Here is a 17,922-nt window from a genome sequence, read left to right as displayed (position 1 = left end):
GCCGCGCGCAGCCGGCGCGCGCACGGTCACGAGCGGATGACACGCGCGGCGCGAGACGGCGGCGTGAGCGCCGGCACGACGCGCTCGATCTCCGGACGTCGCGATTCGAGGAACGGCGGAAGGATCAGCGCCTCGCCGAGGTGTGCGGGATCCTCGTCCACGGCGAAGCCCGGACCGTCGGTCGCCATCTCGAACAGCACGCCGCCCGGCTCGAGGAAGTAGACCGACTTGAACCAGAAGCGATCGATGACCGGCGTGGGATGGCGGCCGTTCGCCTCCACCCGCTGGCGCATGGCGACCTGATGCTCGTCGTCGTCGACGCGCCAGGCCAGGTGATGAACGGCGCCGACACCCCACGCGCCACGCCGCTCGCCTGGCGTTTCGCGCACGTCGATGACGCCGTGAGCCTGCGTGAAACCAAATCGCACCCATCCGTCATCGGCGGCCACGCGCTCGAATCCCATCACGTCGGTCAGGAACTGCTCGGTGGGCGCTGCGTCGCGCTCCCACACGCGCGCGCCGTGCAGGCCACGGATCTGACGCTCGGCCGGCACCGGGCTGGCGTCCCATGGAGTGGACCACGGGCGATCGTCTGCGCCAGCTTCGACCAGCGCGACCTCGAGACCGTGCGGATCGACGAGCGGCAGCACACGCTGGCCGAACCTCGTCTCGGCCGCCGAGTACGTCACGCCGTAGCGATCGAGCCGGCCGGCCCAGTACTCGAGGCTGCCGAATGGCACTTCGAGCCCGACTTCCGCCGTGAGCCCGTGACCTCGACGCGGCGGTGCGTCGTGGGCCCACGGAAAGAACGTCAGGTCCGTGCCGGGCGCCCCTTCGGCATCGGCATAGAAGAGATGCAGCGTGCCCGGATCGTCCTGGTTGACGCTCTTCTTCACCAGCCGCATGCCGAGCACACCGGCATAGAAGTCGAGGTTCTCCTGCGCAGGACCGGCGATGGCGGTGATGTGGTGGAGTCCGTTGACGCCGCGATGGGTGGCCATGCCCCGATTGTAGTCGGGCCGGATCGGCGGCGACGGCCTCGGCTCTCTCGATGCGGAGAGAACCCGGCTCGCCATCCGCGTTGGCGCGTCAGGCTGCTTGCGCCCGAATCGTGACAGCCGCGGCCTCGACAGCGCGTCTCAGGTCGTCGGGCGAAAGCTTGTCGCCGGCGAACGCTTGCCATCGTGACACGGGGATCGAGGTGGGGTCGTGCAGCGCGCGATCGAGTTGCGCCAGCACCGAATGCGGCGACCGGTGCGAGGCCCACAACGCGCGCAGCCGCTCCTGCGCCGGCGCCTGCGCGACTATCTGCTCGAGTCGTTCGACCACGTCATCGACCTGGTCGATCGAGCCACCGTGCAGGATGCCGTCGCCCGTCGCGTTCCACACGCGCTGGGTCGTCAGCTCCCGTGCACGCGCGACGATCCAGTCGCGGAACTGCACGTAGGGCGGCGCCGTCAGGATCGGCCGGCCGTGCACGTCGGTCTCAGTGCGCGCCGGCCGTGTCGCGAGATAGCTCTTGAAGCGTTCTGCGCGGGCGCGATCGTCCGGGTAGTCGCGCCAGTCGGGCTCGTACGTCGTGTTGCGGCAGTACTGCAGGCCGCGCGAGTAGGCGAGATCCGCGCCGGCGAACACGATGGGATCACAGCCCATCCGGCACGCCAGATCGAACGCCGTGGTCAACACCGAACCCCACGCGCGCAGGCTGCCACGCGTCAGGCCCGACTCGCGCAGCCACGGCCACGGCTCGTGATCGCTCACGCAGAATGTGAACGTGCGCCCGACGAACGGCATGAACACGCTCGGATCGAGACTGCCTTCGGCCACGAGCCACACACCGCTCACATCCGGGAGGTGCTGGAGATGGCGGGCGTTCAGCTCGCTCGGATCGACGCCGATGACGAGGTGCGGGCGAATGCCGGCGGCGACGAGCGGGCGAAGCGCCGTGTCGACGGCCACGACGATCGCGCGATGCTGGAGCCGTTCCAGCGCGCGGAGATTCAGGTCGAGCGACGGTCCGGCGCCTACCACGAACGCCGGCGTGCCGGCGAAGGCGCCCGCGAGCGCCCCCGCGTCGCCCTCCGAGACGATGGACGGCAGGTTGGCGAGCGTGTTGGTCAGGTACCTTCCGGCGAACTGACGGCGTGCGGCGGCGTTCGCCTGCACGCCAGCGACGAGCTCGCGAAGCAGCGTTCTGGCGCGCGCGGCCTCGACGGGAAAATGTCGATCGACGAGCGGCGTGATGATCGTCGGCGGCATCGCGTCGGACGGGAAAGCGCGCCACGCGTCGGCGATGCCCTGGTAGTCGGGTCCGACGAGCAGCGTGAGCCGTCCCGACGAGAGCCACGCCGCGCAGTCGCGCCGCATCAGCAACAGCCGGGTCAGCGCCGGCACCGGCTCGATGGCCAGGATCTTCGTCGACTCGTTGCCGGCGGCCTCGAGCGCGTCGAGCACGAAACCGGCACCCAGACCGACGATGACGATGAGCGGCGGCGGACCGGCCGTCAAGAGCGTGCGCACGAGAGCGTGCGCCGCGCCGACCGGATCGCCGGATGGGTGCATCGGCACCCACGCGCCGTCCGGCATCGACACCATCAGCTCGTACGCCGGCGGATCGGCCCTCAGCGTCGGGCCAGTCGTGACGCACAAAGCTGCCCGCGTCGCGGCGGGCAAATGAACGAGGTTGGCGGCGTACGCACGTCCGGCGATGTCGTGCACGGGCAGAGTGCTCGCAAGACCGATGCCCGCGCGCCGGAACGCTATCGTGTGCCGTGGTGGGAAGAAGCCGAGCGCGACGCCAGGCTCGGAGCGGACAGGTGACGGCCGGCCGACAGCCGTGACGTGCGGCCCGGCCACCGGCGGGCCGAGCCGCACGTCCACGCGATCAGTAGTGTTCGACGACGAGCGTGTACTTGAGTGGCTCGGTTACAGTGGGCGCGTCGGGATTGTCGAAGACCTGGATGCAGTAAGTCCCAGGACCGAACGGCTGCGTGTTGGTAGGCAGCTTCTGGCTGATCGGCGCCGTCGGATTGGTCACGCCGGCCACGCGCGTGCACACGCCGACGCTGTACGTGCCGAATCCCACGCCGAGCGTGATCGACACCGGATTGCCGCTCGAGGCGCTGGTCAGGCTCGAGATCGTGAAGTTCGCGTCCGTATACGCGTAGCTGTAGTTGACGTTGAACGCATGGGACGAGACGCTGCCCGGGTTGATCGTGCCGGAGAACGTGTCGGTCGTGAGGATCGGACTGGGAGCCGTGGAGTCGTTCTTGTTACAGGCGGCGGCAACAGCCGTCACGCTGCACACCAGACCGACCAGGAAGAGCTGAGTCTTGCGACGCGCCATAGAGACTTCCCCCTCCAGAGGGGTCTTCGGGACTGACGGCAGGCAGGCCGGTCAGGGAGGATTATGACAGGTTCGGCCAGTGGACGCCGTGACGTCCCGGTGACAACTTCGACAGGTACGACAGGTACGACGGGTCCAAGGAACCGGATTCTTGTCATCTTTGCTCAAGAGCCGTGTCGAATCGCGGACTGACTTCGGCGGGGACGACAGGTACGAGACGATAGGTCGTTCAGGAGATCAAGACCAGCTTGATCCCCGCCGTCCGCACTCAGTTCACTATGATGATCGCCGACGCTGCATCCTGCGGAGGATGCCCGGAGGGTGGCACGGAGTGAACGGCATGGCTGGCAAGACCACGAGCAAGGCCCGGACGAAGGACACGGCTGCGAAGAAGACGACGAGGAAGCCGAAGCTCCTCGCCGGGGGCAATCCTCAAATCGCGAAGGCCGATGGCGAGGTGCCCGTGCAGACCTACATCGCGGCCATGCCCGGCTGGAAACGCGACGTCGGGCGCCGCCTCGACGCGCTCATCGCGCGAAGCGTTCCCGGCGTGCGCAAGGCGGTCAGATGGAACTCGCCGTTCTACGGCGTCGAGGACCAAGGCTGGTTCCTCAACTTCCACTGCTTCACCCACTACGTCAAAGTCGCGTTCTTCCGAGGCGCGTCGCTCCGCCCCGTCCCGCCGGGCGCATCCAAGCACGAGGACGTGCGCTACGTCGACATCCGCGAGCACGACGAGCTCGACGAGGCGCAGATGATGTCGTGGATCCGACAGGCCGCCGCGCTGCCCGGCTGGGTGCCGTAGCAGGGTGAAGTGGATGTCCAGCGCCGGCTCCTGGCTGCCCCCTCATCGGCTCCGGATCGGCCAAGTCGATTCTGCGAACCCGGCTGGGCGTCCTCCACACCCGTGCCGACCGCGAATCGTCTGACTGCGCGCCATGTCGCACGGCGTCACCCTGATCGACGGACCATCTGGTCGTGCGATCGCGCCATCGGCCACGAGCGAGCCGGTCTGTAACCGCTCACCGGAATCTCACGGAACGCTCATGTCCGGGTGAAGACATCCGTTGGTCTGCAGGGGATGCTCCATCCGCCGGCTCGAAGAGCACGGCCCGACGCACCGATTCGTGCGGATGAAGGAGCGGAGCACATGAAGGGGCGGCCGACCGTGATCTCGTGGCTCGACTGGAAGTTGGGCGTGCGGATGCTGCTGAAGTACCCCGCGCTCACGATTATCGGCGGCCTCTCGCTTGCGGCAGCCATCGCCATCGGGGCGGTCGGCATCGAGCTCGCCGACGAGCTGCTGTACAAGCGGCTGCCGTTTCCTGACGGCGGTCGCATCGTGCGCTTGGAGACCCAGGACACCGCAGCGTCACGCGTCGAGCCGCGTGTGCTTCACGACTTCGCGATCTGGCGGCAGTCGCTGAAGGCGGTCGTGGATCTTGGCGCCGCTCGCGTCGGCGAGCGCAACGTGCTCACGGGTGAAGGCCGTGTCGAATCGCTGCGCGTGGCGGAGATCACGGCGTCGGCGTTTCCACTGACCCGCGTGCCGGCGCTGCTCGGCAGGCCGTTGCAGGCCGAGGACGAAGTGCCGGGCGCGGAACCGGTCGTGGTCCTCGGTCACGACGTGTGGCAGACACAGTTTCAGCACGACCCGGCGATCGTCGGTCGCGTCGTGACCGTGGGCCGCACGCCTCGGACCGTGGTGGGCGTGATGCCGCCGCGCTTCGGCTTCCCGCACAACGAACAGGCCTGGGTGCCATTGCCCGTCCACGACGCGCCGCCGCGCGAAGGGCCGGGCGTGCAGGTGTTCGGCCGCCTCGCCGATGGCGCGAGCTGGCAAGACGCCGCGGCCGAGCTCGACGTCGCCTCGGCTCGCCTGGCGGTCGACCAGCCAGCCACGCACGCCCGGTTGCGGACGCGCGTTCGCGCGTTCGCCGGACGCACGCCGGGCGATTCGCTGCGGCTGGAAGACGTTGCGGTCCATGCCATCGTCCTGTTGCTCTTGGGGGCGGTCTCGGCGAATGTCGCGACGCTGATCTTCGCGCGCGCGGCACTGCGCGAGTCCGAAATGGTCGTGCGCCACGCGCTGGGCGCGAGCCGGATCCGCGTGGTCGCGCAGATCGTCACCGAAGGGCTCGTGCTGTCGCTCGCCGCTGCCGTGCTTGGGCTGGTCGTCGCCCAAACGACCGTGCGCCATGCCTGGGATCGGGCGAGTCTGATCACAGGGACCGACCTGCCGTTCTGGGTGGATCTGACGCTCGAACCCGTCACCGTCGCGTATGCGCTGTGGCTCGCGCTCGTTGCCGCGGCGCTGATCGGCTTGCTGCCCGCGCTGAAAGCGACGCGCGCATCGCTCCAGCGAGGATTGCGGGAAACCACGAGCACCGGCGGAACCCTGAAGTTCGGCGGCATCTGGTCGTTCATCGTCGGCTCACAGGTGGCCTGCACGCTCTTGTTCGTGCCCGCCGCAGTGGGGATCTTCACCAGCTCGCTGCCCGACCAGACGAGGTGGGCAGCGTTTCCGACCGAGCACTACCTGACCTTCCGTCTCACCGTGGATGACGAAGCGCTGGCTGGCGCGCAGGGCGTACCCGACGATGGGGTGATCGACGCGCGGCGAGAGCGCGCCTACGAAGAGCTCGCGCGCCGATTGGCTGAAGAGCCTGGTGTGATGCACGTGACGTACGCCGATCGCCTGCCGACGATGTCTCCAGAGTGGATGACGCTTGAACTGGAGCAGGACGGTGCGCCTCCCGCTCGCCTGGTCGGCAGCTTCGAGGGCGGATTCGCCATGGCGGCTGTCGGCGCCGGCTATCACGAGGCCTTCGGCGCCCGGGTCGTGGCCGGCCGCGGCTTGCAGGCCGGCGATGCCGCGGCGGCGAACCGGCCCGTCGTGGTCAACGAGGCGTTTGCGCGCGTGGTGGGCAAGAGTCCGCTGGGCGCGCGCGTGCGAAGGGCTCGGGCGGGCAACGAGCGAGAGGCAGGCCCGTGGCAGGAGATCGTCGGCGTGACGAGCGATATCCAGGGGATGTTCCCCGCCGACTGGAATGGTGCGGCCTACGTCTATCGCGCAGCCTCCGCGGCGGATGTCGACCCTGTTGTCGTCGCCGTGAGCGTCGCAGGGGACGCGGCGCCCCTTGCGCCGCGCGTCGCGACCCTTGCGCCGCAGATCGATCCAGGTGTGCACCTCCGCGATGTCGTCACCCTCGACGACATCGTCGCAGGAGAACGACGGCGGATGGCGGGCGGCGCCGTCGTGTTCGGCAGCGTTCTGCTCGTGGCGGTGGTCTTCGCGGCGGCTGGTCTGTACGCGCTCATGGCCGTCGCCGTGACGCGCCGCACGCGCGAGATTGGAATCCGCATCGCGCTCGGCGCCAGTTCGCGGCACGTGCTCGGCAGCATCTTCGCCCGTGCCGGCCGCCAACTCGGTGGTGGCATCATCGCCGGCAACGGGCTCATCCTGTTCATCGCGTGGCGCGCCGATAGCTTGACCACGGCACTCCTCGTCTCGTCGGTGATTGCGTCCCTCGTCATGGCTGCCGTGGGCGTGCTCGCATGCGCCGCCCCGGCGCGACGGGCGCTGCGTATTCAGCCGACCGAGGCGCTGCGGCAGGGTTGACGTGGGGCGCCCTTCTTCACGACCTCATGATCTCGATCTCGACGGCGAGCCCACCTGGCCACGCCAGCGTTATCGCAGATCATGTGAACGGCCACGCCATCGACCATCCGCGGCGACACTCCGCCAACGAGTTGCTCGTCAACAATGCAGAAGAACGACGCTGGCGGACCGGACGTGACCGTCGGCGACGTACGACAAGGCGGCGCGGTTGCGCCGGGAGAGTGAAGCTGTGCGGCCTATCCCGGTGGCGACCGCTGTCCTTCTCGCAGTCAACTCGGGGTTCTGAGGTTCTCCTGGCCGCAGGCGTTCCGCTCGGACACGCTGCTCGGGTGGTCAAGCGCCGAAGCTGCCCAAGTGGAAACTCCGATGGGCCAGCGTGGCAGCCGCGATCGTGCTCATCGTGGCAGGATGGATCGTCCTGGCCGTGACGGTCTGCTCGCTTCGGCCTCGAACCGATGTCGGTGTGCGTCTCCACCTGGATGTGCCGAGCTCTTCGCGCTCAACACAACAGGCGTGTGTCGCCACCCAATAGCAAACCGTCCACGACGACGTGCCGCTCCATGACACGATGGCATTTCACCGCGCTTGCGGCCGCTGTGGCGGTCGGCGTGTCCTTTCGCTACCGACGGGATCTGAACGCGGCGCGCGCGCGCCAGGCCGCGGTGAAGCGCTCGCGCGTCTCGACGCGATGGGGTGCCGTTGAGTACGCCGAGCGAGGCGACGGCGACCCTGTGCTCGTGCTGCACGGGATCTTTCACAACTGCGTCGGAGGACTCCTTTCCGTCCGAGATCTGTTTCCCGGCCGCCGGATCGTTGCTCCCTCTCGATTCGGCTATCTCGGCTCGGCGATGCCGCCGAATGCGACGCCCGCTGCCCAGGCCGACGCGCTCGCGGCACTGCTCGACGTGCTCGAGATCGATCGGATCGACGTCGTCGGTCTCTCAGCCGGTGCCACGCCGGCACTGCAATTGGCCCTGCGACACCCGGAAAAGGTGAAGCACCTCGTCGTGCTGGTGGGCAATCTGCCCGGAAGTCCCACCGCCGTCGTCCAACCGTCCTGGGCGAAGTTGTTCAACAGGCAGTTTCCTCTGTGGGCGCTACGAACGCTTGCGCCGTCAACGATGGCCCGCCTCGCAGGTGTCCCGAAGGGGTTCGCCATGACCGCCGAGCATGCCCGGCTCGTCTCCGAGTTCATCGACAGTCTCTTTCCCGTGACACCGGACGGTCCGATCTTCGACGCCTACGTATCCAACGCCGACGTCAACAACTACGACCTGGAAGCGATCGGCGTCCCTACGCTGATTGCGCACACCAAAGACGATCCGCTCGCCTCTCACGACGCCAGTCGGCGCGCAGCCGAGCGTATCCCGGGCGCGCGGTTCCTCTCCCTCGAATCCGGCGGCCACCTCATGCTCGGCCAAACGACAATCCTTCGCGCCGAGCTCGCGGGTTTCCTCGACGGGAGCCCCCCACGTGCCGAGCCATCTTCGTCGGAGCGGCAAGGCCGCCGTCACAATTGACGGCGCGGAAGATGGCGGTTCGACATCCGCGTCCCGTCCAGCCGGCTCAGGAGCGATCGGCCATGAAACAGAAGGTCGTCGTCAACGACAAGATGCAGCAGTGCCACGTGTACTACCGGACAGAACCGGTGGGGCGTCGCTTCGCTCCTGGATTCACACCGGAGCTCACGCCGAAGCAGATGCTCGCGTTGGGTGTGTTCGGTGGCAGGTACATGACCGATTGTCGGAACGAGTTTCCCGCGAGCTGGTTTGCGCGCGCGAAGCTCTGCGCCTGGAGGCACGACCCACGTCTCAACTACTTCGGCGTCAACGCCTCACAGTCGCTGGCCGAGTGGCGGCGCAAGGGCTGGATCAACCCGCAGGATCCGCGCGGATGGTTCCAGTGGTACTGCCGCTATTACACGGGGCGCAGGACGCGCGACGATGCAAGACAGATACGGCGGTGGCGAGCCGTCGCGCGGCACGTCGCAGCCATTCGGAAGCACTGCGACGAGGGCGACCTCGACTGCCGGCGGAAGCAGCGGCAGGCCGTACTGCACTGGGCGTATGACAGCCGCCTCATCTGACGTCGTGGCGATATCAAGCGGCAACTGGAGCGCATCGACGGCTCGCGTGTCGATGCGCCGCGGCCGTCGTGCGGGGCGGTCCTGACCGGTCGAGAGGCGCGCGGGTCCTGGCGACCGCTGCCGCGAGCGTCTCCGGATCGCTTGCGGGCTCGGCGCCGAGAGTGACGGCAGGCTCGCTTGCGCGGCGTTCGTCACGCAACCGCTGCTCGCAGCTCGCTCTTCGGACGTCGGCATGTTCACGACGTCCTGTCGGCTACACTTCGATCACGGACCTGCCCTTCGGCGAAGAGCCATCGCAACCATGAGCATGAACAACGGTGCTGTGACCGCCCACGGGAAGCCGCGGAACAGCAACCTGCCTGAAAACACCGGATAGAAATACACGACTGCAATGAGAGGGGTCACGCTCGCGTGGGCGATCAACGCCCACCTGACACGGCGTTCGAAGCCATCGGCGCTGAACGCGGGAACAGCCAGCAGGGTTGCCACGCCCATCGCGATGTAGCCGACGGCGTCATAGTTCCAGAAGAGCGAATGAGGGCTCTGATCGAGCAGTCGAACGGCATCAGCTGTTCCCCTCACCTTGGCCGGGACCACCGTTGCGAGCTGGACGACGTAGTTCGCCGTGACGAACACCACGTAGACGATCGTGAACATCAGCGCGGCGTGGGCCCAGAAGCGTCTCGCGGGCAGTGTGAGATGGTAGAGTGCGACCATCTCGAGAGTGAACGGCACGACGATGCAAAGGGATGTGCCGTAAATCAGGATCTCGTCGATGGGAAACCACAGTACGCCCGCCACCTGGAGGATCTGAACGACGTCGTAGGCGAATGCGGCGATGGTAGCGGCTACGCCGCAGCGGTATCCGATCTCGCTCACGCGCAACACAGTCTCCTCCTGCGGTTCGATCTTCGTGCAGAGCGACGTTGCCAGCCGCTGCACCGGTTACCCGGCAGTATCCTACGCTCCCCGCTCTCCGGTTCTGCGCATCGGAAGACACGCGCCTGCGCCGTTCGGTCTCACGGGGTATTTCGGACGGCGCATTTCCTTGACGGGAGTCGAGGCGGGTACTCCCGTATGGGACCGCACCTGCCTCTCGCGCGCGAACGTCCGCAAATGATCTCAAGAGATTTTCGAGGTCTGACACAGTTTCCGCACCGACTGCTGCATGCCGTCCGTAAACTGCTGGATTCAGGTGATGTCGGAGAGACATGAATTCGCTGACGGCGTGCGATAATTCGACGTCAGACTGCTCGCAAATCGTTGACTCTAAGTGGAGAGATGTCCGAGTGGTTGAAGGAGCACGCTTGGAAATCCACCTGGCCGTACGCGACGGCGTGCTCTCGATTGCGATAACCGTGACGGATTCAGACGCTTAGCGGAAATCGGGTCACGAGCATCGATCCCCGTAAACCACTGTACTTCTCGCGAAATCGATCGGGTCACGTCACGGTTGCGTCACGATTCTCGTGGCGTGAAGGCGGACGCGTTTCAGGCAGGCGCGTCGTCGCGATCGAGCATTTCCTGGGGCTCAACGGCCCGCTGACGTTACAGTTCACGTCACAGTCGTCGCGCGCGATGTTCACGCACTTGGCCATGTTCACGATGTCGTGAACATGTGAACGTCGAGGTTCTCTCCTCTGCGCGCTTCCCCATGTCCCTCACGGCTTCCGGTGCTCAGAGCAATCCGCGAGCAGGGCTGAAGTTGAGCTTGTAGCTCGCTCCTGTAGCTGGAAACCGAACGCGGCGAGCACGGTAGATGGCTGCGATGCCGCGACCGGCGATCGCAGAGTGATCCAGCTGGGCTTTTCGCAGCTCACGAAGCTGGAGCAGCGTGCGCGCCATGTCGGGCGAGGCGGCGAAGGCCCAGAGCGGCCAGGTGAACACTCGTTCCTCCTCTATCTCCGCCCATCCCGTTGTCCCGAGCCCACGGCGCGTCGGGGCGCACGAAAACAGTGCCAGAGATCGATAGGTGAGCAGATTGGCCATCCAGACAGTCAGCGCCCCCTCGTCGGCAGGTTTGGTGTCAGTGAGCGCGTACCGCTTGTCCTCACCTGGATCCCAGCGCATCGACAGCTTCTCATCGCGGTACGTCCACGGCTCGAACAGCACCTGCGCGACGCGCTCCGTCGTCACTTTCGTGAGGAGCTTGCGAATGGTGTCAAGAAAGTTCTGATTGCCCGAGCCGCGAATGAAACAGAACGGCGTGGCTTCGATCTTCTGTACTTGGGAGTCGCTCTTCCCATCCTCGAGGCACGCATCGCTGCCGAACGCGGCGAGATGTCGAATCGCCTCCCGCGACGGGCTGTCGGTCACATCGGTAAACTCCTTCGCGTGGTCGCGATACTCCTCAGCCGTGCAATCGATGCGCGCGCCGAGTGCGAGCTCTGGACGCTGGACCGCGTCCTTCAGGGCTACGAGCCACTCGCGGCGCCTGACCTCAGCGACATCCTGCAGCGGCCGAACGCGCTCCTCGATGGCCTTCCTGCGATCCTCTCCCTTGAGCTTCTCCTTCTTGATCTTGTCCATCTCCTTCTTCACAGCGGTCCTCGCTCCAGCGTAGCCCCCGTCGGCGGACTTGCGCTTTTCTTCGGCGTCTGGGGGGATCTCCTTGCCGCGAAGGCTCTTGGCGACCAGTTCCGAGATCGCCGACTTCTCAAACGTCATCAGACCATCGAGCACTGGCGTCCACGTGCGCGACCGGACCCAGCGCAGGCACGCGGCGGCTTCGCCCTCTTCGCGCACGACGACGAGCGCTCCGAGCGCGGCGAGGAATCCCAGAGGACTTGTGCCATCGATGCCAATCAACTCGATCGAGTGTCGCGTCGAGTTCGTCACGCTCACGGCTGAAGCCCCTTCTTGTCTGAGTTGTTGTTCTCGCGGAGCCCGCTTGCGTACCAATCGCCGAGACGCAGGATGGCTTCCAGGTAGGCGAGGCCCCACCAACCATAGCGCCGCGTGAGTCGCCAGAACCGGTCCGCCAGACCCGAATGCACTCGATGGGCGACCCACTCCCGCCTCTTCTCGCAGGAGAGAGAGAACTCGCGGTCGCCGAGCATTCCTCGAACCGGTGGTGGTTCCGGATCTTCGCAGATGGGCGCGAGCGGCCGAGCGTGTCCGTGATGGCTGGCGATCAGGTGAAGAAACAAGTCCTCCAAGCTTTGGCCGGTGAGAGGATTCGGATGCACGGTGGCGAGCTGGGTCGAGAGCATCTCGTGGCGAAAGCTCTCCGGCAGTCCACTCGCTTCGCGCAACGCACGGCGCTGTGCTGGAGACACCGGGATCGAAGCCGACTTTGCCAGCGGCTTCGTCGCCGCGAGCGCCGCCAGTTCGTCGCCCTGGTGGAGCAGGATCTGGAAGCGTTCGTCGAGCTTGCCGACGTCGTGGAGGTAGGCCGCTTCGGTCGTGACCTGGTGCAGACTCTCAGGCAGACAGAGCGCCACGAGTTTCTCGACAGTCTGTCGTACCAGCCTGGAGTGCTCGTCGAGCGACTGCTCCCTACCGGTTACGCAGGTGAGATCATCATCATCGGCGAACAGGTCGGGCTCCTCGGTGGTGACCTTCGCAGATCGCGCACGCAAGACCACGCCCCCCGCAGGATGGCGCTCCACGCGCCCTGCGCGAACCCTTCGCAGCAGATCGACCCACCAGTCGGGCGGTCTCTCTTGCTCCTCTTGCGTCTCTTCCATCGGCGCGTGGGTGAGGATCTCATCGATGGCATCCTGCAGTGCCTCGCGCTCGATCGTGGGCGCCTCCACGAGATCGATGAGCCGACGAAGCGGCTCACATGTGAGCCAGCGGGAAGTCACCGCGCGATTCAGCCGGACGGCGGCGGGACGGCCTGCGGCTTCCATCACCCGCTCCCACAGGTCCGCTTGTTCCCTTCCCAAAGCGTGGATGACGCTTGGTCGAGCGAGTCCCGCCATGCCGTACGCGGCAGGAACGACCACGACGTCTCCCGGCGCGATGTCTTCCGCAGCTCGCACCACTTTCGAGCGACGTCCGCGCCAGAGAAGACATCTGCGGAAGGCACCGCTACTGGCATCTCCGGAATCAGGCGTGCCTTCGATGTCCGCTCCGGCATCCTGCATGCCCGCCTTGCCGAGCCATGACCTCACTCGCCACAGCGGCGCCGTCAGCATCTCGCCGCTCAAGGGGCGACACATGGCGACCGTCTCGACCCATGTCCGATCCGGATCATCCTCACCGAGATCGGCCCGCCACACGACCTGCACCTCGGGCGCCCCCCTTCCAATGCCGTGCAGGTACTGCGGCACATCCGGCTCCGGCCACGGCGTCGGCGCGGTCTGGCACAGAAGGTCCAGATGCGCTGGGAGGAGGACAGGCGCATCTTTCGTGGGTGCGAGATACGGTGTGAGATCCTCCACGTCCTCCAAGGTCTTGCGCAGCGCGTCGATGCCGAAGTCGACTTTCGATTCGGTGTCAGCCTTCGTCTTGAGCAGTTTCCACGTAGCGGCGAGTGCGGCTCCGTATATCGGGTCCAGTTCCGATTTCTGCGGATCCGCTTCTCCAGTACGAACGAGCACAATCGCCCGAGACGTGCGCGCGCTGCCCATTCGGTCGAGCCGGCCGAACCTCTGACGGAGCGCGTCCAGGCTCGCCGCTTCGGTTACGAGCGCATCGAAGGAGAAGTCTGCGCCGACCTCCAGACATTGTGTAGTGACCAGAATGATCGGCTTCTCTGGAGCCTTGGGCGAGCTGGCCTTCAGAAACGGCTTCCAGCGCTCGACGATCTGATCCCTCTCATACGGGCGCAGCCGGCCAATCAGCAGCACGACTTGGTAAGTGTCCCCGACCGACTCCTCGAGGAGGTCTGCAACATGGCCCGCCGTTGCGACGCGGTTGACCATCACGGCAATCCGTTGCTTGCCATCGTTGGCGAACTGTTGGGCACGGTCCGCCGCCTCTTGTACGAGAGGATCTGCTTCAACAGACCTCTTCGCCTTCAACTCGACGAGCTCCGCCTGTTTGCTCGCAGTGAGCCGCTGCCGAAGGACGTCATGGTCGAGCGCTTTGTCGCGCTCCGCACCCGGAAAGACCTCGCTCTCGGGAACCTCGGAGGGAGGCGTCGCCGACATCACCACGAAGGCAAACGGAGAAGGTAGCGGCGTCTCGGTCCAATCGCTTCCCCGATACCGTTCGACCGCGCGAAGGGTCTGCAGGAAGGGAACGGAGCAGTGGGCCTCGTCGAGAAGCACCAGGCTGTCATTGGCCGCGAGGCCGGCGAAGATCGGTGCGGTGAGCTGGCTGCGCCCGTAGCCTCGAAAGAGCAGCCGGGAGCCGAGCTGATCGACGGTGGACGTGATGACCGCCGGCTGTGACGGGAGGCGCGCCCAGCCATCGTCGCGAAGGACGCCGCCGCGGAGCCGCGCCACGGCGAGCGGTCGATCAGTGCCCGCGAGTTTACGCAAACGATCCGCAATGACCTTGAGGGGCCCGTCGGTGGCGGCAGCGAGCTTGTCGGCAATCATTCGTGCCCGGTCGAATGCTTCGTCCACGACGATGCGACGATCGACCACGAACCAGAGTCGCCGAGGTGCGAGCCGTTTCTCCAAAGGCTCATCCGCCTGCATCGCAAGTGCAAACAAGGCAATGTCGATGCACGCTGTCTTGCCTGACGCAGTTGGAAGGTCCAGCGCTTGCGGCCATCGGCCGTCAGTGACCCGTTCGGCGAGCATCGTTTGCCATGGGAATGGCGTGAATCCCCACAGGGCGGAAAACACGTCCGTGAACTGCGGAAGCACATTCACGGCGCGATCTCCCCGTCTGACAGCGGACGACAGGCACCGTATCCACGATAGCGGCCGGCGCCAAGGACGATGGGACCGCACACGGCCCGGTCGAACACGAGGATCGCGTGTGCGTGGCGTCGTTGGCTCCCGTCCTTGCGCTGGAGCCTCGGAAAGGCGTGTGCCGGCGGGACGCCCAGATGAGCGGAGACGGAGGTGACGATTACGTCGCGTGGTGCGGGAAGCCCGACCTGCAATGCCGCTTGCGCGATCATCCCGGCGATCTCGCGTTGGTACGACGAGCGATTCTTCTCCTTCGGATGCCGGTCGAAGGCGATGGGGGTGACCGTCGACCAATGCGTTGCACCGCGCGGATGCGCCGTCCAGACATTAGATCGGAGGTTCCAGGGTGGCTGGGTGGCATCGACTCCACTGATGCGCCAAGTTCCGAGACGGCCGAGGAGTAGCCGATCTACGCGAGCCATGGCACGTAGCGCGTGACGCCGGTCTTCGGGGGGCAGCCCGTCAGGCAGGACGAGCCCCATTCCAAGCAGATGGCCGTCCGCGTGTGGATGGCCGACGAAGCCGAGCGGCACGAACGCGAGATGCGGATCCTTGAGAGGTAAGCCTTCGTCGTCGTGGCCAGAGAGCAATCGCCTAACAGGCTCCCGCACGTCGTTGATCTGCGTCAGGATCGCAGCCCGCCAGCGTTGGACGACCTGCGGCGCGCACAACAGATCGAGTTCCCGATAAGGACCCGACTCGCGCTCGATCGAACGCACGATGAGGTGCGGACAGAACACCGTGCCCGGTGCCGTGGCGCTCTCATCGGCGGCGTGCGGGCGCGCGTAGCCTTCGAAGATCCGCAGTTCGGGACGCCGTCTCAGGGACCGGCCCTCAGGGTAGTCCTCTTTCAGTCGCTTCTTCGCCACCGTCTGCGCCTTCTTGTCCGCATCGTCACTGGCTCCCGCAACGAGCTCTCCCCAGCGTTCGATGTCGGTCCGGTTGAAGCACTGCTCAAGGTATTCGAGCGTTCCTGGACCCGCCATACGAAGGTGGATCTCCGCTCGATCGCGTTCGGGAACCCATCTCGGCTCCCCAAGCTCGTCAGGCGAAGCGAGCCACATCTGAACGAGCGAAACGGAGTGGCCGATTCGCGTGACCTTCCGACAGAGCGTGGACAACGCGCTACACGCCGCGTCGGACGGCTGGGCTCCGGGCCACCATAGATAGACGACGTCGTCATCCAGCCAGGCGCGCGCGAACGTGCGCTCATTGCGGACACGCATTATTCCAGGTGCAGATTGAAGTGAAGGGGGTGGTTTCTGCTTCGGCTTGCTCGGATCCTTCGTCCAAATTGCCCTGTCGTTGACCGGAACGAAGTGCGTAACGAGCTCACGGGCGGAGGCTTCACCGGCGCAAATGAGTGGCGCGGACTCCAGTTTCTCGATGAACCCAAGCGCTTCTCGCTCGGAGGGATGCGCTCCGGTCTCGAAATGCGCGGCAGCGAGCGCCATGAAGACGCGACCAGGGTGCGGCGGCCACTCGGGCCGTTCGTGGGAGTCGGGCTCGGAGGCCGCAACGAACCCGTTTAGGTAACGGATACCAAAGGCGAGCATTGCACTTCCCGCCTGTGTCAAGCCTCGTCCTTGGTCGCCTCAAGCTGGCTGCGTCGGACCAGTTCGACCAAGTCGTTCGAAGGCTTCAGCTTGACCGGATCGCTTGGCCAGGGCAGCTTCACTTCAGTTGCAGCTGCGATGGCTTGCTCCAGAAGCGCGACCGCCTGATTGCCGGAGACGGCAAACGACTTCGAGGGCTGGCCGGGCCTGTCGAGCAGCTCCCAGGTCATCGGACCCTCAGGCCAAAGCAGACACCGCGAGCGCAGTCCCATTCCCGACTCGAACGCTAGGGTCGCGGCGGTCAGACCGAGCGCCGCAAGGACCGTGCGCGCAGCGACGTCAACGTCGATGCTCGGCGCGCCGTTGATGGGGAAACGGAGGTGCCGAAGCACGATCAACGAGAGCGTCGTGGTCTGCTCGGCGTACTCCAGCGTCACACCATCGTAGTGGTTGTCATCCGTCTTCTTCTCTCGCTGCTTAGGGAAAGGTACGCTGGAGTGGTTGATCTTCGACGGCTCGGTAGAGCCTGTCTCCCATTCCAGCTTTCCGTTCTTCTCCTGCTCGGCAGCCATCCTCCAAGACTTGTCCGGGTTCTTGACGACTTTCACTGCCGCCCGGATCTCCAGTGGGTCACGCCGAACTCCGCGACGAAGGTCACCAACTTCTACCCCCACGCCGACGACCTCCGACACGATTGCGCGCTCGAACTTCGGCCCGAGGCCGCCCTTGGGGCCTGTGGAGTCCCACAAGCCGAATACGAGCGCGGTGGGTGAAAGCTCGAAGAGAGGCGTGGCATTCGCCAGGCTGACACGGTTCAGCGCCTTGCCAGTTTCGGACTCGCGGAATCGCGTGCCATCGAGTTCGCTATCGCGGAGGATCGCGTCGGCGAGCCGGTGAGGGACCTGCAGACTCGTCACTTTGCCGACGACGTCGATCAACTTCTCGTCGAGGTTCTCACCGTCCTTTGGATCGTGCTCCGAGAAATCGACGACGACGTGCGGCATCGTGAACTTGTTGTCGTCGAGGGCATCCTGGAGCGCCTGCTCCATCCGATTGGCTTGACTCTGAACGCTGTCGAGGAGTACGCACTGCACGGAGCCTTCGCGCCCGGGCACACGCCGCCTGTCGATCGCGTACACGGCCCCGGCAAAGGTGGGAGGGAAGACCTTGTCGCCTTCTCCCCCTGCAGGCTGCAACCGCCGCCGGCACCGGAAGGCGGCCGCCGTCTTTACGGCGTCCGTGAGGGTTCCGAGCGTGAGTTCGGCTGGTGTGGACATGCATGCTCCTCGTCAGGTTGATCGGTGGGCTCCAGATTCCGCCGGCGCACGGAGGAGGTTCTACCACAACCGTGACAGAACGGGTCACACGCTGGACGACTCGCAAAAGCCAGACTTGCTTCGGAAGGAGCGCCGCACGCGCCGACCAAAGCTAGGTGTGAGTGCTAAACACGTTGTTCATCCGGAGCGCTCTGGAAAGAATGGAGTTATCACACTTCGTTC

The 17,922-nt window shown here is 65.8% G+C and carries 12 protein-coding genes; 4 read left to right on the top strand and 8 right to left on the bottom strand.

All coding sequences use genetic code 11. The annotated features are described in order from the left end of the window. Positions 1-26 precede the first annotated feature (26 nt). From IT184_14805 to IT184_14795, 3 genes are all read right to left on the bottom strand, one after another. A complete protein-coding gene (locus IT184_14805; GenBank protein ID MCC7010074.1) occupies positions 27-1,001 on the bottom strand; it encodes a ring-cleaving dioxygenase in 975 nt (324 codons plus the stop codon). A gap of 88 nt (positions 1,002-1,089) precedes the next feature. Further along, on the bottom strand, positions 1,090-2,880 hold the full coding sequence (locus tag IT184_14800; protein MCC7010073.1) for a DUF115 domain-containing protein: 1,791 nt from the start codon (positions 2,878-2,880) through the stop codon (positions 1,090-1,092). Between the two features lie 4 nt (positions 2,881-2,884). Then, the gene (locus IT184_14795) at positions 2,885-3,346 is read right to left on the bottom strand and encodes a hypothetical protein (protein MCC7010072.1); all 462 of its coding nucleotides are present in this window, start codon (positions 3,344-3,346) and stop codon (positions 2,885-2,887) included. Positions 3,347-3,686: 340 nt separating this feature from the next. Between IT184_14795 and IT184_14790 the strand changes: the two genes are divergently transcribed. From IT184_14790 to IT184_14775, 4 genes are all read left to right on the top strand, one after another. After that, positions 3,687-4,151 (top strand): DUF1801 domain-containing protein, encoded by a 465-nt coding sequence (locus IT184_14790; GenBank protein ID MCC7010071.1) that lies wholly within the window; start codon positions 3,687-3,689, stop codon positions 4,149-4,151. Positions 4,152-4,496: 345 nt separating this feature from the next. Continuing rightward, positions 4,497-6,968, top strand: a complete 2,472-nt coding sequence (locus tag IT184_14785) for an ABC transporter permease (GenBank protein ID MCC7010070.1) — start codon at positions 4,497-4,499, stop codon at positions 6,966-6,968. A gap of 560 nt (positions 6,969-7,528) precedes the next feature. Beyond that, positions 7,529-8,488, top strand: a complete 960-nt coding sequence (locus tag IT184_14780; protein ID MCC7010069.1) for an alpha/beta fold hydrolase — start codon at positions 7,529-7,531, stop codon at positions 8,486-8,488. A 62-nt stretch (positions 8,489-8,550) separates the two neighbouring features. After that, positions 8,551-9,054 (top strand): hypothetical protein, encoded by a 504-nt coding sequence (locus tag IT184_14775; GenBank protein ID MCC7010068.1) that lies wholly within the window; start codon positions 8,551-8,553, stop codon positions 9,052-9,054. Between the two features lie 264 nt (positions 9,055-9,318). Here the strand turns inward: IT184_14775 and IT184_14770 are convergent, their stop codons facing one another. From IT184_14770 to cas7u, 5 genes are all read right to left on the bottom strand, one after another. Beyond that, on the bottom strand, positions 9,319-9,963 hold the full coding sequence (locus IT184_14770; protein MCC7010067.1) for a hypothetical protein: 645 nt from the start codon (positions 9,961-9,963) through the stop codon (positions 9,319-9,321). A 768-nt stretch (positions 9,964-10,731) separates the two neighbouring features. Further along, complete coding sequence (locus IT184_14765; GenBank protein MCC7010066.1) at positions 10,732-11,898, bottom strand: hypothetical protein; 1,167 nt, start codon at positions 11,896-11,898, stop codon at positions 10,732-10,734. Continuing rightward, positions 11,895-14,825: a type I-U CRISPR-associated helicase/endonuclease Cas3 gene (gene cas3u, locus IT184_14760; GenBank protein ID MCC7010065.1), complete on the bottom strand. Its 2,931-nt coding sequence runs from the start codon at positions 14,823-14,825 to the stop codon at positions 11,895-11,897. The genes IT184_14765 and cas3u overlap by 4 nt, the downstream gene beginning before the upstream one ends. Then, positions 14,822-16,444: a type I-U CRISPR-associated protein Cas5/Cas6 gene (cas5u6u, locus tag IT184_14755; protein MCC7010064.1), complete on the bottom strand. Its 1,623-nt coding sequence runs from the start codon at positions 16,442-16,444 to the stop codon at positions 14,822-14,824. Before cas5u6u ends, cas3u begins: the two co-directional genes overlap by 4 nt. Continuing rightward, positions 16,441-17,700: a type I-U CRISPR-associated protein Cas7 gene (gene cas7u, locus IT184_14750; GenBank protein ID MCC7010063.1), complete on the bottom strand. Its 1,260-nt coding sequence runs from the start codon at positions 17,698-17,700 to the stop codon at positions 16,441-16,443. Before cas7u ends, cas5u6u begins: the two co-directional genes overlap by 4 nt. Positions 17,701-17,922 lie beyond the last annotated feature (222 nt).

This window comes from Acidobacteriota bacterium, from assembly GCA_020853395.1.
Classification (GTDB): domain Bacteria; phylum Acidobacteriota; class Vicinamibacteria; order Vicinamibacterales; family SCN-69-37; genus JADYYY01.
Note: the sequence above shows the minus strand (reverse complement) of the source record. Positions and strands in the feature narration are given on the sequence as shown.